The organism is Cupriavidus sp. GW823-FHT07B10 (assembly GCF_058794355.1).
In genome coordinates, this window is the sequence record NZ_JBXAGS010000023.1 from 56,590 (window position 1) to 79,228 (window position 22,639).

A 22,639-nucleotide genomic window follows, 5' to 3' on the forward strand; every position below is an offset into this window, starting at 1 on the left:
TCAAACGTGGAAGAAAAGGAAGGTCATGATGACGAACAGCGGCACCAGGAAGGTGCCCGAGTACAGCATGTAGCCGAAGAAGCTCGGCATGCGCACGCCGCGGTTCTCGGCAATGGCCTTGACCATCAGGTTGGGGGCATTGCCGATATAGGTATTGGCGCCCATGAACACGGCCCCGGCCGAGATCGCGGCCAGCGTCGAGGCATCGCGCGTCATCAGCGTGGCCGCGTCGCCACCGGCGGTGTTGAAGAACACCAGGTAGGTCGGCGCGTTGTCCAGGAACGAGGACAGCAGGCCGGTGGCCCAGAAGTACATGCCGTCGACCGGCTGGCCGTTGCTGTCGCTGACCGCGCGGATCACCCCGGAGAAAGCGCCGTCGGTGCCGGCCTTGAGCATGGCAATGACCGGGATGATGGTGAGGAAGATGCCGGCAAAGAGCTTGCCGACTTCCAGGATCGGCTCCCAGTTGAATTCATTGCCGGCACGCGCCGCCTGCGGCGTCACCAGCAGCGACACCACCGCCACCACCACCAGCAGCGCATCGCGCACCGCGGCCTGCAGCGGCACCTCGGTGCCCAGGACGTCGAATGAGATGCCCGGCTGCCACAGCCCGCTCATCAGCACCAGGCCGATCACGGCCAGCAGCAGCACGAAGTTGAACTTGCCCTCGATGGCGATGCCGCCCGAGTCCGGCGTGGGGTCGCTGCGCGGTGGCAGCTCCTCTTCCTTGTTCTGGTAGTAGTGACGGTCGACCAGGTAGAACAGCACCAGCAGCACCACGCAGATAAAGACCGTCTCCGGGAAGATGTTGCGCATGGTCCAGAAGAAGTCCACGCCTTTCAGGAAGCCCAGGAACAGCGGCGGATCGCCCAGCGGCGTCAGCGAGCCACCGGCATTGGCCACCAGGAAGATAAAGAACACCACCACGTGCGCCACGTGGCGGCGGTTGTCATTGGCGCGCAGCAGCGGCCGGATCAGCAGCATGGCCGCGCCGGTGGTGCCCATGAAGCTGGCCAGCAGCGTGCCCAGCGCCAGGATGCCGGTATTGAGCCCGGGCGTGCCGTGCAGGTTGCCGCGCACGCAGATGCCGCCGGCCACGATATACAGCGAGGCGATCAGAACGATGAACGGGATGTACTCGGCCAGCAGCGCGTGCACCGCGCTGGCCGCGGCCGCATGCGTGCCGAACGCTGCCGCGAACGGCAGCAGGAACAGCAGCCCCCAGCCCGCGGCGATCTTGCCGTAGTGGTGGTGCCAGAACCTGGGCGCAACCAGCGGCCACACCGCGATCGACAGCAGGATGCCAGCGAACGGCAGCCCCCACAGCGAGGACAGCGACGCCCCGTCAAGGTCCGCGGCACGGCCGACGGCGGGAAAGGCGGCCAGCACGGCCAGCAGCGGCAACAGCACGGAGGCACGTCGCATCAGGCAGGATCTCCTCGGGAATGCAGCATTCATTGGCGCACCGCCGGCACGAAGCCGCGGCACGCAGGCAAGCCTGCAAGTGTAATTCAAGCACCTCTTGCCCCGGGGCTTCCGGCATGGGTGGTGCATCGCATTCCGTGCGGCAAAAGCCGCGGGTTCAGGCCTCGTCGACCAGGATCACATGCACGCGGTACGGGCCATGGGCGCCGAGCACGATGGTCTGCTCGATATCGCCCGTGCGCGAAGGCCCGCTGATGATATTGGTGGCGCGCGGCAGTTCGCCGCGCTCGCTGCGCACCAGCGCAAAGGCGTCTTCCAGGCCGGCGACGATGCGCGAGCGCGGCACTACCGCCACGTGGGTCTCGGGCAGCAGCGCGGCCGAGGCAAAGGTGGCCGGGCCCGACAGCAGCATCAGCGAGCCGGTCTCGGCAATCGCGCAGAAGCAGCCGGTGATGCCGACCAGGTCGCCATGATCGTGGTCGGCCTCGACCTCGCGCACCGGCGGGCGGCATTCCACCGCCAGCCCCGCGGCCTGCCACGGCAGCGGGCCCAGCGCGTCCCACGCCACGGCACGGTGGACCAGGTTCAGGTTGTCCAGAAAGCGCACGGTGGCGGCGGGCACCTCGTCCATCCTCGCCACGCGGTCGACGGTCGAGGCCATGCGCTGGGCCTGCGCCAGGAAGGCCTCGGCCAGGTCGACGGCCACCGCCGGGCGCGGGCCCTGCGGGTGACGCGCCAGGTAGTCGGCCACGGCCTCGCGCTCGCCCGCGCTCGGCCGGGTCGGCCTGCCCTGGGCAGCACGGATGCGGGCAAAGATGCGGTCGCGGGCGTCGTTGGTTTCCATAAGGCCTGGCTGGAGAAGCGCAAAGCGCGGCGAACGCGCGATGCGCCGATTATAGTGGCGCCCGCCGCATGCAGAGCATGCGAGGGCCGGCGCAAGGTGTTGAATTTTGCTACGCCGCGGGCTGAACCGAGTACACCTGGCGCAGGTAGGACAGGTAGCCGGGATCGTCGCACATGGTCTTTTCCGGCGTGTCCGACAGCTTGGCCACCGGCTGCCCGTTGCAGCGCACCATCTTGATCACGATCTGCAGCGGGGTATAGCCGAGGTCGTTGGTCAGGTTGGTGCCGACGCCAAAGGCGAGCCGGCAGCGGCCATGGAAGCGCTCGTACAGTTCGATCACGCGCGGGATGTCGAGGCTGTCGCTGAAGATCAGCGTCTTGGTGCGCGGGTCGACGCGGTTGGCGGCATAGTGGGCGACCATGCGCTCGCCCCACAGCATCGGGTCGCCGGAATCATGGCGCACGCCATCGAAGAGCTTGCAGAAATACAGGTCGAAGTCGCGCAGGAAGGCATCGAAGCCGTAGGTATCCGACAGCGCGATGCCCAGGTCACCGCGGTACTCGCGCGCCCAGCGCTCCAGTGCGTACACCTGCGAATCGCGCAGCCGCGGGCCCAGCGCCTGGCAGGCCTGCAGGTATTCATGCGCCATCGTGCCCAGCGGCACCATATTGTGCAGACGGGCAAAGTGGACGTTGCTGGTGCCGGCCAGCTGCGGCCCGAGCAGGCGCCGCATGGTCAGCAGCACCTCTTCCTGCCATTCGCGCGAAAAGCGCCGGCGCGTGCCGTAGTCGGCGATCACGCAATCGGCCAGCTCGGGTGTCTTCAGCAAGGCCAGCTTCTGGTCCAGCCGGCGGCGGCCTTCGGCCAGGTCGGGCCTGGGCTGGGTGCGGCGGAAATAGACCTCGTTGACGATCGCCAGGACCGGCACTTCGAACAGGATGGTATGCAGCCACGGGCCGATGATCGAGATCTCGATCTCGCCATTGCCCTGCGGGGACGGCCGCACCGAGACATATTTCTCGTTCAGGTGGAACAGGCCGAGGAAGTCGACGAAATCGCTCTTGATAAAGCGCAGCCCGCGCAGGTAGGCGAGCTCGTCGTCGGTGAAGCGCAACTGGCACAGGTGTGCCACCTCGGCGCGGATCTCATCGATATAGGGCGTCAGGTCGACGCCCGCGTTGCGGCACTTGAAGCGGTATTCCACTTGCGCCTGCGGGAACTGATGCAGCACCACCTGCATCATCGTGAATTTGTACAGGTCGGTGTCGAGCAGGGACGGGATGATCATAGCGGGCCAGACGGCGATGCCGGGTCAGTACATCATGCTAACCGAAGTCTGGCCGCACCCGGCCACTCTTGCCGCTCAACCACCATCGAGGAAGGGCTGTGGCTGCCGCGGCGCCTCCCTGCCCCGGGCCTTGCCCTGCAGGCACCACAACTGGCGGCCGTCGGTAGCGGGGCACGACACCAGCGTGGCGGCGGCGCGCGGCACCCGCTGCGGCAGCGGCTCGGCAAAGGCGCCGTCGCCGGCCATGATGCGCTCGGTGTAGACCTGGGTCCCGGCGCGCTCGAAGCGCAGCACCTGGACCCGGTCGCCCGGCTGCGGCTGCAACTGCGGCCCGCACGGCATCAGGCCGGCCCGGCCGCAATGGGCGATGGCGTCGCCCGCGGGCGAATCGGTCACGCTGAAGTGGTCCCACTCGAACGCGGTCAGCGCCGGCAGCGCGACCGGCGCATCGGTGCGCGCGCGCCACGCCACCAGGCGCGATACCACGCTGTCGGCCATGCCCGGCGACTGGGCCAGGGTCTGGGCGGCAACCGACCCGATCGGCGCCAGAAATGCCGTCAGCAGCACAACAATGGGTGCGAAGATCCGGCGCATCGCGGCATCGTGCCGCAGGCTGGCAAGGCAAGGCTGGCGTGGCATACGGGTCTCCCGGCACGGATGCAAGTGACTGTTGGCGGCCTCATCATGCCCGCTGGCGGGCCGACATGCCAGCAGGCCGCCATGCGTTAAATCAAAAGTACATAAAGAAATAAGAAAACTATCTGATCCGGCTATATAGACCCGCTATTCTTGCCAGAAGCCTCGGCTACAATATCGCTTTCCGAAAGGCCTCGGCCGGCGCTCGCCCAGCCCATGCTGCCATGCGGCACCATGCGGTGGATGCGGCGTCCGCCGGCAAGAAGCGGCCCCACAGTTTCCCATTAAAAGCCGACCTGTTTTCCTGGAACCGAAATGACTCACGTTGTCACCGAATCCTGCATCCGTTGCCGCTACACAGACTGCGTTGACGTGTGTCCGGTCGATTGTTTCCGCGAAGGCCCCAACTTCCTGGCTATCGACCCGGATGAGTGCATCGACTGCGCCGTGTGCGTGGCCGAATGCCCGGTGAACGCCATTTACGCCGAGGAAGACGTGCCGGGCGACCAGCAGCAGTTCATCGACCTGAACGCCGAGCTGGCCCGCAACTGGCCCTCCATCACCAAGACCAAGGCCCCGCTGGCCGAGGCCGAGGAATGGAAGGACGCCACTGACAAGCTGCAGTACCTGCAGCGCTGACAGAACAAGAAAGCCGTCCCCACGCGCTTTCCGCAACACCGGGCACAAGCGGCCCACGCAAACGTATCAGGACGAATATGGACTTGAGCATTCCAAATCCCGTCGCCGACACGACCAAGCAGGTCGACGGCGGCAGCCCTGCAGGCGGCCAGCCGCAGGAGATCGATGCGCTGATCGTCGGTGCCGGCCCGGTGGGCCTGTTCCAGGTCTTTGAACTGGGCCTGCTCGAAATCAAGGCACATGTCATCGATTCCCTGAAGGTGGTCGGCGGCCAGTGCGTGGAGCTCTATCCGGACAAGCCCATCTACGACATCCCGGCGGTGCCCATCTGCACCGGCCAGGAACTGACCGACAACCTGCTCAAGCAGATCGAGCCGTTCGAGCCCACCTTCCACCTGGGTCAGGAAGTCGCCGTCGTGGAGCGCCGCGAGGACGGCCGCTTCTTCGTCGAGACCTCGCTCGGAACCCGCTTCATCACCAAGACCATCTTTATCGCCGCCGGCGTGGGTTCGTTCCAGCCGCGCACGCTGAAGGTCGAGGGCATCGACAAGTTCGACGGCAAGCAGCTGTTCTACCGCGTCAAGGACCCGAGCCGCTTCCATGGCCGCAACCTGGTGATCATCGGCGGCGGTGACTCGGCGCTGGACTGGACGCTGGACCTGGTCGGCAAGGCCGAGTCGGTGGTGATGATCCACCGCCGCGACGGCTTCCGCGCCGCGCCGGCCTCGGTCGCCAAGATGAAGGAACTGTGCGAGCAAATGGAAATGCAGTTCCTGGTCGGCCAGGTCGGCGGCTATGAAGAGAAGGACGGCGTGCTCACCGAGATCAAGGTGACCGGCGCCGACGGCGTGACCCGCCGCCTGCCGGTGGATGACCTGCTGGTGTTCTTCGGCCTGTCGCCCAAGCTCGGCCCGATCGCCGAGTGGGGCCTGGACCTGGAGCGCAAGCAGATCAAGGTGGACACCGAGAAGTTCGAGACCAATATCCCGGGCATCTTCGCGGTGGGCGACATCAATACCTACCCCGGCAAGAAGAAGCTGATCCTGTCGGGCTTCCACGAGGCCGCGCTGGCCGCGTTCGGTGCCGCGCCGTATATCTTCCCCGAGAAGAAAATCCACATGCAGTACACCACCACCTCGCCGAAGCTGCACAAGATCCTCGGCGTGGATTCGCCGGTGTTCGACTGAGCCGGGCGAGTGCCGCAGAAAAAACCGCCGCGAGGCGGTTTTTTTCTGGCACAAACCAAAAACCATAGCTATAATGCGGCCTCGCTGTTCGACACGACGGCACGAAGCCAGCAGAGATGCCCTTCGCACCGTACGGCAGGCAGCAAGCCGGAAGCTTTCAGACACCTTCTGACAAGAACAAAATGTCGAAAAGGTGTTGACGAAGAAAAGAGAAACTGGCTATAATTTCTTTCTCAGCTGTTCCCCGATAGCTCAGTCGGTAGAGCGACGGACTGTTAATCCGCAGGTCCCTGGTTCGAGCCCAGGTCGGGGAGCCAACCGATACGGAAGCCCGGTGCAAACGCACCGGGCTTTTTCGTTTTGGGCTTCGGTTCGCGCAACGCGCTTCGATCTTGTCCGGCCTCGACAGCCGTCACGACAGCCTGCGGGCCGCCGCAACGCCTGCCCTCTCCCACTTATCCCTGCAGCGAACCGCCAGCGGCCTTCAGCGCCACGACAATGGCGTCGGCATTGGCCTCGATCCGATGCAGCGGCCCCGCCACGGACATGCCATAGGTCACGCCCCCGATGGCCACCGGGAAGGCGATCGCGCCGAGATCAGGAAACGACTCGCCAAAGTTCGGATACCAGCCTTGCGCCTGCCATTGCTGCATGGCGGCTTCGAAAACGCGCAGCGAGTCCACCGTGCGCCCCGTGCGCGAGGCAAACGACACGCCGGCCAGCAGTTCGGCGCGGCTGTCCGCCGGCATCGTGCCAAGGATGGCGCGGCCGATCGAGTTCACGTGCGCATCGCGCAGCTCGCCCGGCGCGGCGATATAGCGCACCGGATTGCCGGACTCCCGCACCTCCAGGTACAGCACGCGGCCGTCATCCTGAAGCTTGCCGAAGATCACGGTTTCGCCGGTGGTGTCGCGCAGCGATTCCAGCACCGGCTGCACGCGTTCGAGCAGCGGGTCGTTGCGGGCGATGCGCTGGGCAATGTCGAGCAGCCGGCGCGTCGGGTAGTAGCCCTGGCGGCGGCCGGTCTCGTACAGGTAGCCGAGCGAGGCCAGCGTGCGGATCAGCCCCAGGCAGCTCGACATCGGCGCGCCCAGCAGCCTGGCCAGCTCGGTCAGCGTCAGCGAGCGCCCTTCGCGCGCATAGATCTCCATGATCTCAATCACGCGCAGCGCGGTCTTGACGCTGGCGTGACCCGATTTTTCTGCCGGTTCCTGTTCTGCCATCGTTGGCTTCCTCGACTTCAATATCTGTTGGCCGGGATTGTACGCGGCGGAGTCGGCCGGCAAGGGTGTCAGCCGCCCTCCGCGCCGCCTGGCCCGGGCAACGCCTGCGGCCAGCTGCGGATATTGCCGGGCGTGCGCGAGAAGCGCGTCGGGATGCCCACGCCACGCAGCCGGCCTTCGCTGGGATGGTCGTATTCGAACATCATGCCGGTGGCGCGCAGGTGCGGGTCGTCGGCCAGGCTCTCGAAATGCGGCACTTCGCTGTGCGGGATATCGGCATCACGCAGCAGGTCGAGCCATTCCGCAGTGCTGCGCTGCGCGACGATCTCGGCCAGTGTGGCGTAGAGCGCGTCGATATTGGCGCTGCGCGCGGCCGGGGTGGCATAGCGCCGATCCTGCGCCAGCTCCGCATGGCCTGACACATCGAAAAAACGCAGCCATTGGGCGCTTGTATAGGGCAGCAGCGCAATATGGCCGTCGCGCGTGCGATAGGGCTTGCGGTGCGCCGACATCACGCGCGGATAGCCGGCCTGCCCGAGCGGCGGGATGAAGGTCTGCCCGGCCAATTGCTCGGCGGCCAGGAAGGACACCAGCGTCTCGAACATCGGCACCTCGATGGCCTGGCCCTGGCCGGAACGCTCGCGCTCGTACAGCGCCATCGGGATCGCGTAGGCCACGGTCAGCCCGGCCACCTTGTCGGCCAGGATGGTGTTGACGTACTGCGGGCCTTCGTTCGAGTTCGCACCCTGGAACTGCGCCATGCCGCTGCGCGCCTGGATGATGTCGTCGAAGGCCGGCGCGCCCGCGTAGGGACCCTCTTCCGAATAGCCATAAGCGCCGCAGTAGATCAGCCGCGGATGGTCCGCGCGCAGCGACGCATAGTCCAGCCCAAGCTTGCGCAGCGACTGCGGCCGCACGTTGGAGACAAAGACATCGGCCGTGGCGATCAGGGCTTTCAGCGCGGCGAGGTCATCGGGCTGCTTCACGTCCAGCACCACGAACTGCTTGTTGCGGTTCAGGTTCAGGAAGCTGGCGCCCATGGCCGCGTGCCGCGCCGGCTCGGCGTGGCGGAACACATCGCCGGCGGGCGGCTCGACCTTGATGACTTCGGCCCCCATGTCGCCGAGGATCTGGGTGGCATACGGCCCCATCGCGACCGCGGTCATGTCGATCACGCGGATGCCGGCCAGCGGCCCGGTGGCCGCGCTCGCCTGCGCTTGCTCGTCTGGCATCGTCGCTCCCTCTCAGTACGACTTGGGCAAACCCAGCACGCGCTCGGCGATAAAGCACATGATCAGCTGCGGGCTGACCGGCGCGATGCGCGGGATATAGGACTCGCGCAGCAGCCGCTCGACGCGGTACTCGCGCGAGTAGCCCATGCCGCCCAGCGTCAGGATCGCGGTCTGGCACGCGTTATGGCCGGCCTCGGCGGCGAGGTACTTTGCCGTGTTGGCCTCGGCGCCGCAGGACTGCCCGGCGTCATAGCGCGCGGCGGCCTTGAGCATCATCAGGTTGGCCGACTCCAGCTGCATCCAGGCCTGCGCCAGCGGATGCTGCACGCCCTGGTTCATGCCGATGGGGCGGCCGAACACCACGCGCTCCTTGGCGTACTGCGTGGCAATGGCCAGCGCCGCGCGGCCCAGGCCGATGGCCTCCGCCGCGATCAGGATGCGCTCCGGGTTAAGTCCGTGCAGGATGTACTCAAAGCCCCTGCCCTCTTCGCCGATGCGGTCTTCCTCCGGGATGAACAGGTCGTCGATAAACAGCATGTTGGTATCGACGGCGGCGCGGCCCATCTTGTCGATCTCGCGGATCTCGATCTTGCTGCGGTCGACTTTGGTGTAGAACAGCGACAGCCCTTCGGTCGACTTCTTCACCGACTCAAGCGGCGTGGTGCGCGCCAGCAGCAGCATGCGGTCGGCCACCTGCGCGGTCGAGATCCAGATCTTGCGCCCGCTCACCGAATAGCCGCCCGGCACCTTGCGCGCAAAGGTCTTGAGCTTGGTGGTGTCCAGGCCCGCGTCGGGCTCGGTCACGCCGAAGCAGGCCTTCTCCTGGCCGGCGATCAGCGGCGGCAGGAAGCGGCCCTTCTGTTCGTCGGTGCCGAACACCACCACCGGGTTCAGGCCGAACACATTCATATGCACCGCCGAGGCGCCGGTCATGCCAGCGCCCGACTGCGAGATGGTCTGCATCACCAGCGCCGCTTCCAGGATGCCCAGGCCCGCGCCACCGAAGGCCTCGGGCATCGCCACGCCCAGCCAGCCGCCTTCGCACAGCGTCTTGTAGAACTCGTGCGGATAGGTGCCGGACTTGTCCAGGCGATCCCAGTACTCCATGTCGAACTGCGTGCAGACCTGCTGCACGGCCTCGACGATGGATGCCTGTTCTTCGGAGAGGTCGAAATTCATAGCGTTACCTGCCTGATGTCGTTGTCTTGTTGGTTGTCTGATGGTTGCCCGAAGAGCGCCTATTCCGGCTGGATGCCAGCGTCTTTCACCAGCCGCGACCACTTCTGCAGCTCGGCCACGACAAACTGGCTGAGCTCGGCCGGCGTGCTGCCGAATGGCTCGAAGCCCAGCGCGTGGAACCGCGGCGCATGCTGCTTGCTGGTGGCGATGGCAACCAGTTCACGATTGAGCCGCTGCACCACCGGCGCCGGCACCCCGGCCGGCGCGAACACGCCGTTCCATGAGGTCACGTCGAAACCCTTCAGCTCCGGCACGCTCGCCAGCGGCGGCAGGTCGGGCAGCAGTTCGCTGCGCTGCGCGGTGGTCACCGCCAGCGCGCGCAGCTTGCCGGCGCGCACGTTGGCGATGCCTGCGGCAAAGTCGACGAACATCGCCTGCACCTGGCCACCCATCACATCGGTCATCGCCGGCGGCGTGCTCTTGTATGGCACGTGCAGCATGTTCAGCCCGGCCATCTTCGACAGCGTGGCGCCCGAGACGATGCCGGTGCTGTTGCCGCTGGCATAGCTCAGGCCCGGATGCGCCCTGGCATAGTCGATGAACTCGCGCAGCGTCTTCACCGGCAGCGCCGGGTTGACCACCAGCATGAACGGCAGGTTGCCCATGCGCGAGACCGGCGTGAAATCCTTGACCGGGTCATAGCGCAGCTGCTTCATCAGCGACGGGTTGGCCGAATGCGTGGTGTTGGTGGTCATGAACAGCGTGTAGCCATCGGCCGGGGCCTTGGCCACGAACTCGGCGGCAATGGTGCCGTTGGCGCCGGGCTTGTTGTCCACCACCACCGGCTGCTGCAGCGCCTCGCCCAGGTATTTGGCAGTCAGGCGGGCCACGGCATCGGTGCCGCTGCCGGCAGCGAACGGCACCACCAGGCGCAGCGGCCTGGACGGGAATTCATCGGCCGACAGCGCCGGGGTGGCGGCCAGCGCCGCGGTGCACCCGAGCACCAGGCTGGCAAAGGCATTGCTGAAGGACTTCACGGTAGTTGTCTCCTGTAGTTGTTCAATCCCTTGCCGTGACCAGCCGCGTCTTATGCGGGCCGTATCACGCGCTCGGGGGATTCCTCATATGGCGGGGAATAGATGACCAGAATCTTGGCCGGCTCGTCGCTGACCACGGTGAACACATGCATCTGGTCCGGAGGGAAGAAGCAGCAGTCGCCAGGGCCCAGTTCCTTTCGCTGGCCGCCGACCTCGGCCACGGCGCGGCCTTCCAGCACGTAGCAGACCTGCTCGATGCCGGGATGCGCGTGCGGCAGCGCGCCCTTGCCCTTCTCGATGGTGCCGTGGATCACTTCCAGATGCCGCGATCCGACGGTCTCTGGGCCGATCAGCCGGCGATTGAGGGTGCCGACATGGTTGGCGGGGTGGTAGCCCGCGACCTCGTCGGTCGAGATGAAATAGACGGGTTGGTCCTGCATGCGGTGCTCCTGCCTTAATTCATATTTATGAATAACAGTTTATCCCCTTGAATTTATCCGTCAAACAATTTCGACATCGCTGCGGGTTTACCGGGAGTGCAAGGGGCGAGCGCCAGCCTCACGCGGCGCGTGATCGGCAAGAAAGTGTTGTGGGAGTGACCCGGCGCTCAGCCGGCGAAGCGGTAGCCCGCGCCGATCTCGGTCAGCAGGTAGGCAGGCCGGGCCGGGTCGGCTTCCAGCTTGTGCCGCAGGTGCCCCATGTAGACGCGCAGGTACTGGCTGCTGTCGGCATGCGACGGCCCCCACACCTCGCGCAGCAGTTCGCGGTGGGTCATGACCTTGCCGCGATGCGCCAGCAGCACCGCCAGCAGCCGGAACTCGATCGGCGTCAGGTGCACCGGCTCCCCCGCGCGCGTGACCTGGCGGTTGGCCAGGTCCACGGCGATCTCGCCGAACGCCACCTGCGCCCGCCCCTGCGCGCCGGCACGCACATGGCGGCGCTGCAGCACGCGCAGGCGCGCCACCAGCTCGCCCACGCCGAAGGGCTTGGTCAGGTAGTCGTCGGCGCCGGCGTCGAGCGCGCGGATCTTCTCGGCCTCGCCGGTGCGCGCCGACAGCACCAGCACCGGCACTTCGGTCCAGGTGCGCAGGTCGCCGATCATCGATACGCCGTCGCCATCGGGCAGCCCCAGGTCCAGGATCACCAGGTCCGGCTGGCGCGTGCCGGCCTCGATCAGTCCGCGCTGCAGCGATTCGGCCTCGTGCACGGTGCAGCCCTCGTCCTGCAGCGCCGCGCGCACGAAGCGGCGGATATGGGGCTCGTCTTCCACCAGCAGCACCGTGGGCGAAAACTCGAATGGCATAACGCGTCAGATCCTTGAAAGGTTGTCGGGTTCAGGCCGGCAAGCCGGCCGCTTCCGGTTCCAGCACTGGAGGGTTGCCGCGCGGCAGCGTGACCACGAAGCGCGCGCCGGTGCCTTCGCCCTGCGCCCGAGCATGCACCGGCTCGACGCGGATGCTGCCGCCGTGCGCCTGCACGATGGCCTCGCACACGGCCAGCCCCAGGCCCACCCCGGTGGTGGCAGACTCGCGCTCGCCGCGGGTGAATTTCTCGAACACCTGCCGCGCCATCGCCGCCGGCACGCCGGGGCCGTCGTCCTCGACGACGAGGTGCACGGCGTCGTCGGAGAGCTCGCCGCGCACGCGGATCTCGGTACCCGGCGCGGTGTACTTGGCCGCATTCTCCAGCAGGTTGCACAGCACGCGCTCCATCAGCACGCCATCGCATTCCACCAGCGGCAGTGCCGACAGGTCGGCCACCACCACGCGGTGCCGCGCCAGCGCATCGCGCAGCGACGCCAGCGCCGCGCCGGCCAGTTCTTCGAACGACTGCCATTCCTTGCGCAGCGCCACACTGCGGCTTTGCAGCCGCGCCATGTCGAGCAGGTTGGCCACCATCGCGTGCATGCGGCGCGCCTGGTCGCGCATGGCGCCGACGGTCTCGGCCACCTCCGGCGCCAGCGGCGTCGTGCCGCGCTGCAGGGTCTCGGCCATGCCGATCAGGCTGGTCAGCGGCGTGCGCAGGTCGTGAGACACCGCCGCCAGCAGCGAGCTGCGCAGGCGCTCGGACTCCATCGCCAGCAGCGCCTGCTGCGCCACCTCGACATAGTGCAGCCGCTCGATCGCAATCGCGATCAGCGTGGCAAAGACATCGACCTGGCGCCGCAGCGCGGGCTGAGCAAATGCGCGCCAGGTGCGCGGCTCCACTGCCAGCACGCCGCGCACCTGCATCGGCGCCTTCAGCGGCAGGTACAGCACCGTGCCGGAAGGCAGCGTGTCGGTGCCGGTGCCGGCCGGCTGGCCGTGGTTGAAGACCCATTGCGCCAGCACGTGGTCGACGGCATCGCTCTGTGCCGCGCCGCCGGCCTCGGGAGCCGTGGCCGCGGGCAGCAGCCGGCCGTCCGCGCCGACCAGGAAAAACGCGGCACGCGCATCGAACGCCGCGCGCAGGAAGCGGCTGCCGATACCGACGATCTGCGCGTCGGTCAGCGCCGCCGACAGCTCGCGCGCCAGCTCGTACAGCGTGCGCGCATCGGTCTCGCGCTGCACCGAAACCTTGGCCTGCTCGCGCAGGCCGGCCGTCAGCTGGCCAATCACCAGACCGACTGCCAGCATCACCAGGAAAGTCACCAGGTACTGCACGTCGCTGACCGCAAACGACAGCTGCGGCGGCACGAAGAAGAAATCAAACGCCCCCACCGCCACCAGCGCGGCGAACGCCCCTGCCGCGCGTCCGTGGCGCAGCGCCACGCCGGCCACCGCCAGCAGGAACAGCATGGCGATATTGACCAGGTCGAACCAAGGCCGCGCCAGCGCCGACAGCACGGTGGCGCCGGCGCACCAGGCCACCGCCCACAGCAGGCCCGGCCACTGCGCAGGCGGGGCTTCTGCCTGCGGCGGCTCGGTGCCGGGCAGCAGGGGCGCATCACCGGGGGTGTCCTGCCGGACGCTGTCGTCCGCCACGCGGATCACGTCGATCTCGGGACACGCCGCAGCCAGCGCATCGGCAAAACTGGTGCGCCCGAACAGCCACGCGCGCGCGCCCAGCCATGGCGCCAGCAGCGCGTGCATGCGGCCGGACAATGAAGCCCCGCCATCGGCCCAGCGCGCCGGCGTGCGGCCGATCAAGACCTTGGTCAGATTGTGCCGCCGCACATAGCCGGCCACCGCCGCCACCATGTCGCTGCCGGCCAGCGTTTCGGTACGCGCGCCCAGCGCCTCGGCCAGCCGCATGGCCTGGTCGAGCTGCTCGCGCTGGGCGTCGGGCACGGGTGCCAGGCGCGGCACCGACACCGTCACCACATGGCAGCCGCAATCGAGCTGCCCGGCCAGCCGGCGCGCGCTGCGCACCACCTGCGCAGCATCGCTGCCGTGGCCGACACAGGCCAGCACCGCTTCACGCGTGCGCCAGACCGGCTCGATCGAGGCTTCCTGCCGGTAGGCGCGCACGTCGTCGTCGACGCGGTCGGCAGTGCGGCGCAGCGCCAGCTCGCGCAGCGCAATCAGGTTGCCCTTGCGGAAGAAATGCTGCACGGCATGGCGGGCCTGCTCGGGCACGTACACGCGCCCTTCGCGCAGGCGGCGCAGCAGCTCGTCGGCGGGCAGGTCGACCAGCACCACCTCGCCGGCATCGTCGAAGACCGCGTCGGGCACGGTCTCGCGCACGCGGATGCCGGTGATGCCGGCCACCGCCTGGTTCAGGCTGTCCAGGTGCTGGACGTTGACCGTGGTCCAGACATCGATGCCGGCCGACAGCAGTTCGGCGATGTCCTGCCAGCGCTTGGGGTGGCGGCTGCCGGGCGCGTTGCTGTGCGCCAGCTCATCCACCAGGATCAGCGCAGGCCGGCGTGCCAGGGCCGCATCGAGATCGAATTCCTGCAGCGTGCGGCCGCGGTAGTCGACGCGGCGCAATGGCACGCGCTCGATGCCTTCGGCCAGCGCCTCGGTTTCGGCGCGGCCATGGGTTTCGACCACGCCCACCACCACGTCGCCGCCCTGCTCGCGCTGCGCGCGCGCCGCGGCCAGCATGGCGAAGGTCTTGCCGACGCCGGCCGAAGCGCCGAAATAGATGCGCAGGCACCCGCGCGCGGCGCGTTCGCCGGCGGCCTGCATGCGCTGCAGCAGGTGGTCGGGGTCGGGGCGGGGATCGTCGGGTTGGCGCGGCTCAGGCATGGTGGTCGCGCTTGCCTCGGAGCGGCGGGAGCGCAGCCAGATTGTGCCACGCAGGCGTCGGCGTAAAGTGCGCCAAGGTAGACTAGCGGCGATTTCCGATCGCTACGCCCGCGCGCGCATTGCACTACATTCTTGACAGCGCAGTCGTATACATGCCATAGTTACGGGCGTATAGCATTCATGGAAACCGGTACTGTCAGGCTCCAGTTGTATAGGATCTGGCGCTATCACCCCTGACACTGGTTGCACGGACTGAAACGTCCACATCTTTCAGGTTCGCGGGGGCGCACCAGGGCATTAGCCCGGCGTGCAATACCAGTCGCTCCGGCGACCGCAGTTTCCCCCCGTGTGAACCAGCCGCTCCTTGCGGCAATCCCCTAAAGGACTGAATTGACTAAGATCGTCTTGAAACCCGGTGAGCCCGTTGAAGTTGCAATGCGGCGCTTCCGTCGCGCCATTCTGCAGACTGGCCTGATCGTTGAACTCAAGAGCCGCACCGCTTACGAGAAGCCGACGACCGAGCGCAAGCGCAAGAAGAAGGCCGCCGAAGCACGTCTGCGCAAGCGCCTGCGCATGCAGATGCTGCCGAAGAAGATGTACTGATCCGGTACGCTTCGCCGCCTGGCACCGCCGGGCATAAAAAAACCGCCAGTTCGCTGGCGGTTTTTTTATGCCTCGCGCCCAGGCCGGCCCCCGCTGCGCCTTGCCGCCGCGGCTTTTGCTGCACTGCGCCACCTGAGCATTGCGCCGATGACCGGCATAATGGCGGATATTGCGCCCGTGCGGCGCCACACCGGACCCTGCCTTGACTGCCATCCTAGAGTTGCGCAAGGTGCGCAAGCAATACGGCGACACGGTCGTGGTCGACGACCTCGATCTCCAGGTATTTCGCGGCCAGTGCTTCGGCCTGCTGGGACCCAACGGCGCCGGCAAGACCACCACGCTGCGCCTGCTGCTGGGCCTGACCACGCCCATGGCCGGCACGCTCACGCTGTGCGGCGAGCCCATCCCCGAGCGCGCGCCGCAGGCGCGCATGCGCGTGGGCGTGGTGCCGCAGTTCGACAACCTCGACCCGGATTTCTCGGTGATCGAGAACCTGCGCATCTTCGGGCGCTACTTCGGGCTGTCGTCGGCCGAGATCGAGCGGCGCGTGCCGATGCTGCTGGAATTCGCCCGGCTGGAAAACCGCGCCGATGCGCAGGTGCGCGACCTCTCCGGCGGCATGCGCCGGCGCCTGACGGTGGCACGCGCGCTGATCAACGACCCTGACCTGCTGGTGATGGACGAGCCCACCACCGGCCTGGACCCGCAGGCGCGCCACCTGATCTGGGAGCGCCTGAAGTCGCTGATGGCCAGCGGCAAGACCATCCTGCTGACCACGCACTTCATGGAAGAGGCCGAACGGCTGTGCAACTACCTGTGCGTGATCGACGGCGGCCGCAAGATTGCCGAAGGCAAGCCGCACGAGCTGATCGACAGCCAGATCGGCTGCGACGTGGTCGAGGTCTATGGCGATGAACTGGACACGCTGCGCGGCAGCCTGACGCCGCTGGCGCAACGTACTGAAATGAGCGGCGAGACGCTGTTCTGCTATGTGCGCGAGCCCGCCCCGCTGCTGGCGGCGCTGCACGGCAGGAACGGCGTGCGCTACCTGCACCGCCCGGCCAACCTGGAGGACGTGTTCCTCAAGCTGACCGGCCGCGAGATGCGGGACTGAACCGAGGGACTGACATGAGCGAACAGGATCCCCGCGCGGATACCACCACTGCCCCCGCGGCCGCTGGCGGCCACGCCGCCGCGACGCCGCGCCAGCGCTATCCGCAGCCGCTGCTGCCGCGCAACCTGCGCAACTGGATGATGGTCTGGTACCGCAACTACATGGTGTGGAAGAAGCTGGCCATCCCGTCGATGATCGGCAACCTCGCCGACCCGATGATTTACCTGTTCGGCCTCGGCCTCGGGCTGGGGCTGATGGTGGGCCAGGTCAACGGGGTGTCGTATATCGCCTTCCTGGCCGCCGGCACCACCGCGTCCAGCGTGATGATGTCGGCCAGCTTCGAGTCGATGTATTCGGCGTTCTCGCGCATGCACGTGCAGCGCACCTGGGAGGCGATCATGCATGCCCCGCTGACGCTGGGCGACGTGGTGCTGGGCGAGATCGCCTGGGCGGCCAGCAAGGCGGTGCTGTCCGGGCTGGCCATCATGCTGGTGGCGGGCGCGCTCGGCTATGCGCAGATGCCCGGCGCGCTGCTGGCGCTGCCGGTGATCGTGCTGGCCGGCATTGCCTTTGCCGCGCTGGCGATGACTGTCACCGCGCTGGCGCCCAGCTACGACTTCTTCATGTTCTACCAGACCCTGGTGATGACGCCGATGCTGCTGCTGTCGGGCGTGTTCTTCCCGCTGGAACAGTTGCCCGAGGGCGTGCAGGCAGCCACCAAGGTACTGCCGCTGGCGCATGCGGTGGCGCTGATCCGGCCGCTGATGCTGGGCCGTCCGTCGGAGGATGTCGGCCTGCACCTGGCGGTACTGGGCGCCTATGCAATGGTGGCGCTGGTAGTGTGCCTGATGCTGCTGCGCCGCCGGCTGCTGCGCTAAGACTGCCGCATGCCGGGCCTCAGGCGCTGCCCACGAGCTTGAGCCCGGCAATCCCGCACACGATCAGGCCGATGCAGGCCAGCCGCGCCGCAGGGGCGGGCTCATTGAAGAGTATGATGCCGAGGATCGCGGTGCCGACCGCGCCAATCCCGGTCCAGACAGCATAGCCGGTCCCGACCGGGATATGCCGCAGCGCCAGCGCCAGCAGCCGCACGCTGATGGCCATGCCGATCAGCGTGATAACGCTGGGCACCAGCCGCGTAAAACCTTCGGTGTACTTCAGCCCGATCGCCCACACCACCTCGAACAGCCCTGCCAGGGCCAGCAGTGTCCATGCCATATCGATTTCTCGGATTGCGTCGCAACGTGCGCAACGATAGCGGAGATTCCGCCACCTTGCAGCGCACTGTCCTGGCGCTGGCGGCCGCATGCGCCACGGCGTCACTGGCCGGGTGCATGGTGATGGCCGTGGGTAGTGCCGCGGTGTCGACGGTGGCTACCGTCGGATCGGCCGCCGTCAGCGTGGCGACAACCGCGGTCAGCACCACCTACGACGTCACGGCCGCAGGCGTGAAGGCCGTGGCCGGCAGCGACGAACCCGCGCCGCCCCCGTCGCCACAACCTGCACAGCCGCCACAGCCGGCGCAGTAAGCCCTCAGTCGCCCAGGCCGCGCAGCAGGTCGGCCTTCAGGTCATCGACCGACTCCAGCCCCACCGCCAGCCGGATCAGCCCTTCGCCGACGCCCGCGGCCGCCTTGGCCTCGGGGCTCACGCGCGCGTGCGTGGTGGTGTACGGGTGCGTGATGGTGGTGCGGGTGTCGCCCAGGTTGCCGGTGATCGAGCACAGCCGGGTGTTGTCGATCACGCGCCAGGCATTGGCCCGCTGCTGCTCGGGCGTGGCGCCCTTCAGCTCGAACGACACGATCGCGCCGCCGCCGCTTTGCTGGCGCATGGCGATCTCGTGCTGCGGGTGCGACTTCAGCGCCGGGTGGAACACGCGCGCCACCGCCGGATGCGATTCCAGGAACTGCGCCAGCGCCAGCGCGCTGGCCGAATGGCGTTCCATGCGGATCGCCAGCGTCTCCATGCCCTTGAGCAGCACCCAGGCGTTGAACGCCGACAGCGTCGGGCCCGCGGTGCGAACGAACGGGAACACCTTGCCCATGATGAAGTCGTGCGAGCCCAGCACCGCGCCGCCCAGCACGCGGCCCTGGCCGTCGATATGCTTGGTGGCCGAATGCACCACGATGTCGGCGCCGAACTTCATCGGCTGCTGCAGCGCCGGCGAACAGAAGCAGTTGTCGACCACCAGCAGCGCGCCGGCGTCGTGGGCGATGTCGGCCACGGCGGCGATATCGGCCACTTCGGTCAGCGGGTTCGACGGCGTTTCCAGGAAGAGCAGCTTGGTGTTCGGGCGCACCGCGGCGCGCCATGCGTTCAGGTCGCTCGGGTCGACGAAGGTGGTCTCGACGCCGAACTTCGAGAAGATATTGCCGAACAGCGTCATGGTCGAGCCGAAGATCGCGCGCGAGCTGACCAGGTGGTCGCCCGCCTGCATCGACGACAGCACCACCGACAGGATCGCGCTCATGCCCGAGGCGGTCGCCATGCAGGCCTGCGCCCCTTCCAGCGCGGCCAGGCGCGACTGGAACATCGACACGGTCGGGTTGGTGAAGCGCGAGTAGGTGAAGCCCTCTTCCGAGTTGGCGAAGCGTTCGGCGGCCTCGGCGGCGCTGTTGAAGCAGAAGCTCGAGGTCAGGTAAATGGCTTCGGAGTGCTCCATGAATTCGCTGCGCAGCGTGCCGGCGCGCACGCCGAGGGTGTCGATGCCGAGCGATTCGGGGTTGAGCGGTTCGTTCATGCTGGTGGAGCGCGGTCGTACCCGCGCGAATGCGATGGTTTCGACGAGCCGGCGCCGGCCAGGTGGACCGGCGCGCGGCCATGAAAAAAGCCCGTGCGATCGGGTGGTCGGATCGACGGGCTTGCTGTTCTGCGAATGGCCTTCGGCTTCAGGCTGTGGCGGCCGGCTTCCGGAAATCGCTGCGCCGCGAAGGCACTGCGCATCGGGAATCGTTGCTGACCGCCATCTCTTTAGCTGTTTCGGGCTGGACCCGCGTCCGCAAGCTGACTATCAAATCGACGCCCGGCCATGTTACGGCCGGGCTCCGCATTCGTCAACGCGCGGACAGCGGCGGCACGGCTTACTCGTTGCCGCCGGAGCGCTGCAGGTGCAGTTGCGAGCGCTCGGTGTCGCCATTGGTGCCGTCGCGGTCGGCCTGGCTGCGCGCCGTTTCCAGGCGGTTCAGGTAGGCCTCGTCGATATCGCCGGTGATGTAGCGGCCATCGAAGCACGAAGCATCGAAGTCCTTCAGCGCCGGGTTGATGTCGCGCACGGCCTGCTTCATCGCTTCCACGTCCTGGTACACCAGCTTGTCCGCGCCGATGATCTTCGCAATCTCTTCGTGGGTGCGGTTATGGGCCACCAGCTCGCTGCGGGTCGGCATGTCGATGCCGTACACGTTGGGGTACTTCACCGGCGGCGCGGCCGAGGCGAAGATCACCTTGTTGGCGCCGGCATCGCGCGCCATCTGCACGATCTCGAACGAGGTGGTGCCGCGCACGATCGAGTCATCGACGATCAGCACGTTCTTGCCCTTGAACTCCACGCCCATGGCATTGAGCTTCTGGCGCACCGACTTCTTGCGCACCGCCTGGCCGGGCATGATGAAGGTGCGGCCGACGTAGCGGTTCTTGAAGAAGCCTTCGCGGTAGTTCACGCCCAGGCGGTTGGCCACCTGCATCGCGGCCGGACGGCTGGAATCGGGAATCGGCATGACCACGTCGACATCGCCGGCTGACACTTCCTGGCGGATCTTCTCGGCCAGGTAGTCGCCCATGCGCAGGCGCGCGTCATAGACCGGCACGCCGTCGATGCACGAATCCGGGCGGGCCAGGTAGACGTACTCGAAAATGCACGGCGTCAGCACCGCGTTCTCGGCGCACTGCTTGCTGTAGAGCTTGCCGTCCAGGTCGATGAAGATGGCCTCGCCCGGCGCCACGTCGCGCTCGAGCTTGTAGCCGATGCCTTCCAGCGCCACGGACTCGGATGCCACCATCCATTCCTTGCCGGTGGGGGTCTCGACGCTGCCCAGGCACAGCGGGCGGATGCCGAACGGGTCGCGCACCGCCAGCATGCCGTAGCCGGCGATCTGCGCGGCAATGGCATACGAGCCGCGTACGCGGCGGTGCAGGCCGCTGACCGCCGTGAAGATGGTGTCCGGGTCCAGCGCCATGCCGTTGCTGGCGCGCTGCAGCTCGTCGGCCAGCACGTTCAGCAGCACTTCGGTGTCCGAATGCGTGTTGATGTGGCGGCGGTCGCGGCGGAACATCTCCTCGCGCAGCTGCTCCCAGTTGGTCAGGTTGCCGTTATGCGCCAGGATCACGCCATAGGGCGCGTTCACGTAGAACGGCTGCGCTTCTTCCTCGCTGGATGCCGAGCCAGCGGTCGGATAGCGCACCTGGCCGATACCGGCGGCGCCGGGCAGGCTGCGCATATTGCGGGTGCGGAAGACATCGCGCACCAGGCCGTTGGCCTTGTGCATGTGGAAAGTACTGCCGTTGGCGGTGGCGATGCCGGCAGCATCCTGTCCGCGATGTTGCAACAACAGCAGGCTGTCGTAAATCAATTGGTTGACAGGCGTGGCTGAAACCACACCGACGATACCGCACATTGCCAAGCTCCCAGGAAAGGCTTTGAATCAGGGGGCGCAGCCTGGTCCGGAAATCCCCCGGACCCAAAGGCCTGCGTACTACCGACCGGGCACCATGCCCGGCTTCATGTCTTGACGTACTTCGCCAGCTCCGGCGGCAGCCATGGCTTCACCGATTCCATGGCCTGCATCACATAAGGGCGGCTTACCGCGTCGCGCCAGAACGGTTCTTCCGGCAATTTGGTCAGGCTGGCCAGCGTGACCATCACCATCACCAGCAGCACGCCGCGCAGCAGGCCGAACATCAGTCCCAGCCCGCGGTCGGCGGGCTTGAGCCCGGTGCTCTCCAGCAGCTGCCCGACCACCATGCCGGCCAGCGAGGCGCCCAGCACGGTGCCGATCAGCAGCACCACGAAACCCAGCGCATGGCGCGCCAGCTCGCCGCCAGGCATCGATTCAGGCATCCAGCCCGCGGCCACCGCGCCATAGCGGAACGCCACCCAGAACGCCACCACCCAGCCGATCAGCGAGAGCACCTCGCGCACCAGGCCGCGCAGCACGCCGAGCACGCCCGAGGCCAGCAGGATGAAGACCACGGCATAGTCGAAGAAAGTCGGCTGCATCATTGCTTGCGGCCGGGCACAGGCGCCAGCCGTGCTTGCCCCTTACTGTTCCACGACCTTCGAGGTCAGCCCCACCGCGCGCACACGCTTGTCGGCGGCGTCGGCGGCGTCACGGTCACTGAAGGGGCCGGCACGCAGCAGGATGCGCTCGCCATCGGCCAGCATTTTCTTTTCGACATAGGCCGGGACCTTGCTCGCCTTGAGCTTGGCCAGCCAGCCCTTGGCGCGCTCTTCGGAAGAGAAGGCGCCGATCAGGATCAGGTACTTGCCGCTGCCCGGCTTGGCTTCGGGCTTGGCTTCAGCCCGTTGCGCCGGCTTGTCCGCAGCGGCTGCGGCGGCTGCGGCGGCCGCGGGCTTGGGCGCGCTGACGATTTCCTCGCCGGCGTCGAGCGCCTCGGCATCATTGCGCGCCGCCGGCGTGGGCGGCAGCGGGTCGGCCTTGCGCGGCTCGACGCGGGGCTTCTGCGCCCCCTGCGCGCCCGTGACCCCGTTTGCGACCTTTACCGAGACGTCATCGGACACCGGCCGCGGCTTGGTCTCGAACACGATCGGCAGCACGATCACGGCGGCCACCATCAGCACCACGGCGCCGATCAGGCGGCGGCGCGCGCGCTGCTTCTGCGGGAATTCGGGGTCGAGCGTATCGTCGGCATAGTCATCGGCCAGACGGCGCGACGAGGCGATGCCTGCACCCGTGTCGGTGCGCTGGCGCCGCGCACGCTCGGGTGCCGGGTCGTTGCCCTTGCGGGAAGAAAACAGCGAAAGCAGGCCCATAGATTGGTTCGGTGATACGGCCTTGTGGGGCCGCTCGTTGCGTTTGCCGCTCATTGATCGGCCAAGGCCGCCGGG

At 67.3% G+C, this 22,639-nt stretch carries 22 protein-coding genes and 1 tRNA gene; 7 read left to right on the forward strand and 16 right to left on the reverse strand.

The window, feature by feature from the left end; all coding sequences use genetic code 11:
- The 4 genes from AC1Q6V_RS30865 to AC1Q6V_RS30880 all read right to left on the reverse strand — a co-directional run bounded on the left by AC1Q6V_RS30865 (position 1) and on the right by AC1Q6V_RS30880 (position 4,196).
- Positions 1-1,425, reverse strand: a complete 1,425-nt coding sequence (locus tag AC1Q6V_RS30865; protein WP_454750352.1) for a sodium:proton antiporter — start codon at positions 1,423-1,425, stop codon at positions 1-3.
- 157 nt (positions 1,426-1,582) lie between these two features.
- Positions 1,583-2,269 carry a LutC/YkgG family protein gene (locus AC1Q6V_RS30870; protein WP_010814659.1) on the reverse strand — a complete coding sequence of 229 codons (687 nt, stop codon included), beginning with the start codon at positions 2,267-2,269 and terminating at the stop codon, positions 1,583-1,585.
- Between the two features lie 109 nt (positions 2,270-2,378).
- Positions 2,379-3,557 carry a nicotinate phosphoribosyltransferase gene (pncB, locus tag AC1Q6V_RS30875; RefSeq protein WP_010814658.1) on the reverse strand — a complete coding sequence of 393 codons (1,179 nt, stop codon included), beginning with the start codon at positions 3,555-3,557 and terminating at the stop codon, positions 2,379-2,381.
- 75 nt (positions 3,558-3,632) lie between these two features.
- Positions 3,633-4,196: a hypothetical protein gene (locus tag AC1Q6V_RS30880; RefSeq protein WP_011615733.1), complete on the reverse strand. Its 564-nt coding sequence runs from the start codon at positions 4,194-4,196 to the stop codon at positions 3,633-3,635.
- Positions 4,197-4,508: 312 nt separating this feature from the next.
- Between AC1Q6V_RS30880 and fdxA the strand changes: the two genes are divergently transcribed.
- The 3 genes from fdxA to AC1Q6V_RS30895 all read left to right on the forward strand — a co-directional run bounded on the left by fdxA (position 4,509) and on the right by AC1Q6V_RS30895 (position 6,336).
- A complete protein-coding gene (gene fdxA / locus AC1Q6V_RS30885) occupies positions 4,509-4,832 on the forward strand; it encodes a ferredoxin FdxA (RefSeq protein ID WP_010814656.1) in 324 nt (107 codons plus the stop codon).
- A 77-nt stretch (positions 4,833-4,909) separates the two neighbouring features.
- Complete coding sequence (locus AC1Q6V_RS30890; RefSeq protein WP_010814655.1) at positions 4,910-6,019, forward strand: NAD(P)/FAD-dependent oxidoreductase; 1,110 nt, start codon at positions 4,910-4,912, stop codon at positions 6,017-6,019.
- A gap of 241 nt (positions 6,020-6,260) precedes the next feature.
- A tRNA-Asn gene (locus tag AC1Q6V_RS30895) sits at positions 6,261-6,336 on the forward strand.
- A gap of 138 nt (positions 6,337-6,474) precedes the next feature.
- On the opposite strand, the gene AC1Q6V_RS30900 is transcribed toward AC1Q6V_RS30895, so the two are convergent.
- The 7 genes from AC1Q6V_RS30900 to AC1Q6V_RS30930 all read right to left on the reverse strand — a co-directional run bounded on the left by AC1Q6V_RS30900 (position 6,475) and on the right by AC1Q6V_RS30930 (position 14,862).
- Entirely contained in the window at positions 6,475-7,242 is a 768-nt protein-coding gene (locus AC1Q6V_RS30900; protein WP_010814654.1) for an IclR family transcriptional regulator, read from the reverse strand.
- A 68-nt stretch (positions 7,243-7,310) separates the two neighbouring features.
- Complete coding sequence (locus AC1Q6V_RS30905; RefSeq protein WP_454750353.1) at positions 7,311-8,474, reverse strand: CaiB/BaiF CoA transferase family protein; 1,164 nt, start codon at positions 8,472-8,474, stop codon at positions 7,311-7,313.
- Between the two features lie 12 nt (positions 8,475-8,486).
- Positions 8,487-9,653 carry an acyl-CoA dehydrogenase family protein gene (locus AC1Q6V_RS30910; RefSeq protein WP_010814652.1) on the reverse strand — a complete coding sequence of 389 codons (1,167 nt, stop codon included), beginning with the start codon at positions 9,651-9,653 and terminating at the stop codon, positions 8,487-8,489.
- Between the two features lie 59 nt (positions 9,654-9,712).
- Complete coding sequence (locus AC1Q6V_RS30915) at positions 9,713-10,690, reverse strand: Bug family tripartite tricarboxylate transporter substrate binding protein (protein ID WP_010814651.1); 978 nt, start codon at positions 10,688-10,690, stop codon at positions 9,713-9,715.
- A 50-nt stretch (positions 10,691-10,740) separates the two neighbouring features.
- Complete coding sequence (locus AC1Q6V_RS30920; RefSeq protein WP_454750354.1) at positions 10,741-11,130, reverse strand: cupin domain-containing protein; 390 nt, start codon at positions 11,128-11,130, stop codon at positions 10,741-10,743.
- A 167-nt stretch (positions 11,131-11,297) separates the two neighbouring features.
- Complete coding sequence (gene kdpE, locus AC1Q6V_RS30925) at positions 11,298-11,993, reverse strand: two-component system response regulator KdpE (protein WP_454750355.1); 696 nt, start codon at positions 11,991-11,993, stop codon at positions 11,298-11,300.
- Positions 11,994-12,024: 31 nt separating this feature from the next.
- Positions 12,025-14,862: a DUF4118 domain-containing protein gene (locus AC1Q6V_RS30930; protein ID WP_454750356.1), complete on the reverse strand. Its 2,838-nt coding sequence runs from the start codon at positions 14,860-14,862 to the stop codon at positions 12,025-12,027.
- A gap of 390 nt (positions 14,863-15,252) precedes the next feature.
- Between AC1Q6V_RS30930 and rpsU the strand changes: the two genes are divergently transcribed.
- The 3 genes from rpsU (at position 15,253) to AC1Q6V_RS30945 (ending at position 17,457) form a co-directional block, all read left to right on the forward strand.
- Positions 15,253-15,465 (forward strand): 30S ribosomal protein S21, encoded by a 213-nt coding sequence (gene rpsU / locus AC1Q6V_RS30935; RefSeq protein WP_010814647.1) that lies wholly within the window; start codon positions 15,253-15,255, stop codon positions 15,463-15,465.
- A gap of 202 nt (positions 15,466-15,667) precedes the next feature.
- A complete protein-coding gene (gene nodI / locus AC1Q6V_RS30940; protein WP_026200447.1) occupies positions 15,668-16,579 on the forward strand; it encodes a nodulation factor ABC transporter ATP-binding protein NodI in 912 nt (303 codons plus the stop codon).
- Between the two features lie 14 nt (positions 16,580-16,593).
- Positions 16,594-17,457: an ABC transporter permease gene (locus AC1Q6V_RS30945; protein ID WP_010814645.1), complete on the forward strand. Its 864-nt coding sequence runs from the start codon at positions 16,594-16,596 to the stop codon at positions 17,455-17,457.
- 19 nt (positions 17,458-17,476) lie between these two features.
- Here AC1Q6V_RS30945 and sugE read toward each other — a convergent pair whose 3' ends face one another.
- Positions 17,477-17,797: a quaternary ammonium compound efflux SMR transporter SugE gene (sugE, locus tag AC1Q6V_RS30950; protein WP_454750357.1), complete on the reverse strand. Its 321-nt coding sequence runs from the start codon at positions 17,795-17,797 to the stop codon at positions 17,477-17,479.
- 56 nt (positions 17,798-17,853) lie between these two features.
- On the opposite strand from sugE, the gene AC1Q6V_RS30955 reads away from it, so the two are divergent.
- Positions 17,854-18,108 (forward strand): hypothetical protein, encoded by a 255-nt coding sequence (locus AC1Q6V_RS30955; protein ID WP_010814643.1) that lies wholly within the window; start codon positions 17,854-17,856, stop codon positions 18,106-18,108.
- A 4-nt stretch (positions 18,109-18,112) separates the two neighbouring features.
- Here the strand turns inward: AC1Q6V_RS30955 and AC1Q6V_RS30960 are convergent, their stop codons facing one another.
- The 4 genes from AC1Q6V_RS30960 to AC1Q6V_RS30975 all read right to left on the reverse strand — a co-directional run bounded on the left by AC1Q6V_RS30960 (position 18,113) and on the right by AC1Q6V_RS30975 (position 22,564).
- Positions 18,113-19,318 carry an O-succinylhomoserine sulfhydrylase gene (locus tag AC1Q6V_RS30960; protein WP_010814642.1) on the reverse strand — a complete coding sequence of 402 codons (1,206 nt, stop codon included), beginning with the start codon at positions 19,316-19,318 and terminating at the stop codon, positions 18,113-18,115.
- A 340-nt stretch (positions 19,319-19,658) separates the two neighbouring features.
- Entirely contained in the window at positions 19,659-21,188 is a 1,530-nt protein-coding gene (gene purF, locus AC1Q6V_RS30965; RefSeq protein ID WP_010814641.1) for an amidophosphoribosyltransferase, read from the reverse strand.
- Positions 21,189-21,292: 104 nt separating this feature from the next.
- Positions 21,293-21,790: a CvpA family protein gene (locus AC1Q6V_RS30970; protein WP_010814640.1), complete on the reverse strand. Its 498-nt coding sequence runs from the start codon at positions 21,788-21,790 to the stop codon at positions 21,293-21,295.
- Positions 21,791-21,832: 42 nt separating this feature from the next.
- A complete protein-coding gene (locus tag AC1Q6V_RS30975) occupies positions 21,833-22,564 on the reverse strand; it encodes an SPOR domain-containing protein (protein WP_010814639.1) in 732 nt (243 codons plus the stop codon).
- Positions 22,565-22,639: the final 75 nt, after the last annotated feature.

Coding starts and splice junctions, on each gene's coding strand:
- AC1Q6V_RS30975 (WP_010814639.1), bottom strand. CDS start 22,564: ATGGGCCTGCTTTCGCTGTTTTCTTCCCGCAAGGGCAACGACCCGGCA.
- purF (WP_010814641.1), bottom strand. CDS start 21,188: ATGTGCGGTATCGTCGGTGTGGTTTCAGCCACGCCTGTCAACCAATTG.
- AC1Q6V_RS30900 (WP_010814654.1), bottom strand. CDS start 7,242: ATGGCAGAACAGGAACCGGCAGAAAAATCGGGTCACGCCAGCGTCAAG.
- AC1Q6V_RS30870 (WP_010814659.1), bottom strand. CDS start 2,269: ATGGAAACCAACGACGCCCGCGACCGCATCTTTGCCCGCATCCGTGCT.
- AC1Q6V_RS30880 (WP_011615733.1), bottom strand. CDS start 4,196: ATGCCACGCCAGCCTTGCCTTGCCAGCCTGCGGCACGATGCCGCGATG.
- kdpE (WP_454750355.1), bottom strand. CDS start 11,993: ATGCCATTCGAGTTTTCGCCCACGGTGCTGCTGGTGGAAGACGAGCCC.
- pncB (WP_010814658.1), bottom strand. CDS start 3,557: ATGATCATCCCGTCCCTGCTCGACACCGACCTGTACAAATTCACGATG.
- fdxA (WP_010814656.1), top strand. CDS start 4,509: ATGACTCACGTTGTCACCGAATCCTGCATCCGTTGCCGCTACACAGAC.
- AC1Q6V_RS30905 (WP_454750353.1), bottom strand. CDS start 8,474: ATGCCAGACGAGCAAGCGCAGGCGAGCGCGGCCACCGGGCCGCTGGCC.
- AC1Q6V_RS30890 (WP_010814655.1), top strand. CDS start 4,910: ATGGACTTGAGCATTCCAAATCCCGTCGCCGACACGACCAAGCAGGTC.
- sugE (WP_454750357.1), bottom strand. CDS start 17,797: ATGGCATGGACACTGCTGGCCCTGGCAGGGCTGTTCGAGGTGGTGTGG.
- AC1Q6V_RS30920 (WP_454750354.1), bottom strand. CDS start 11,130: ATGCAGGACCAACCCGTCTATTTCATCTCGACCGACGAGGTCGCGGGC.
- AC1Q6V_RS30960 (WP_010814642.1), bottom strand. CDS start 19,318: ATGAACGAACCGCTCAACCCCGAATCGCTCGGCATCGACACCCTCGGC.
- AC1Q6V_RS30910 (WP_010814652.1), bottom strand. CDS start 9,653: ATGAATTTCGACCTCTCCGAAGAACAGGCATCCATCGTCGAGGCCGTG.
- AC1Q6V_RS30970 (WP_010814640.1), bottom strand. CDS start 21,790: ATGCAGCCGACTTTCTTCGACTATGCCGTGGTCTTCATCCTGCTGGCC.
- AC1Q6V_RS30865 (WP_454750352.1), bottom strand. CDS start 1,425: ATGCGACGTGCCTCCGTGCTGTTGCCGCTGCTGGCCGTGCTGGCCGCC.
- AC1Q6V_RS30930 (WP_454750356.1), bottom strand. CDS start 14,862: ATGCCTGAGCCGCGCCAACCCGACGATCCCCGCCCCGACCCCGACCAC.
- AC1Q6V_RS30945 (WP_010814645.1), top strand. CDS start 16,594: ATGAGCGAACAGGATCCCCGCGCGGATACCACCACTGCCCCCGCGGCC.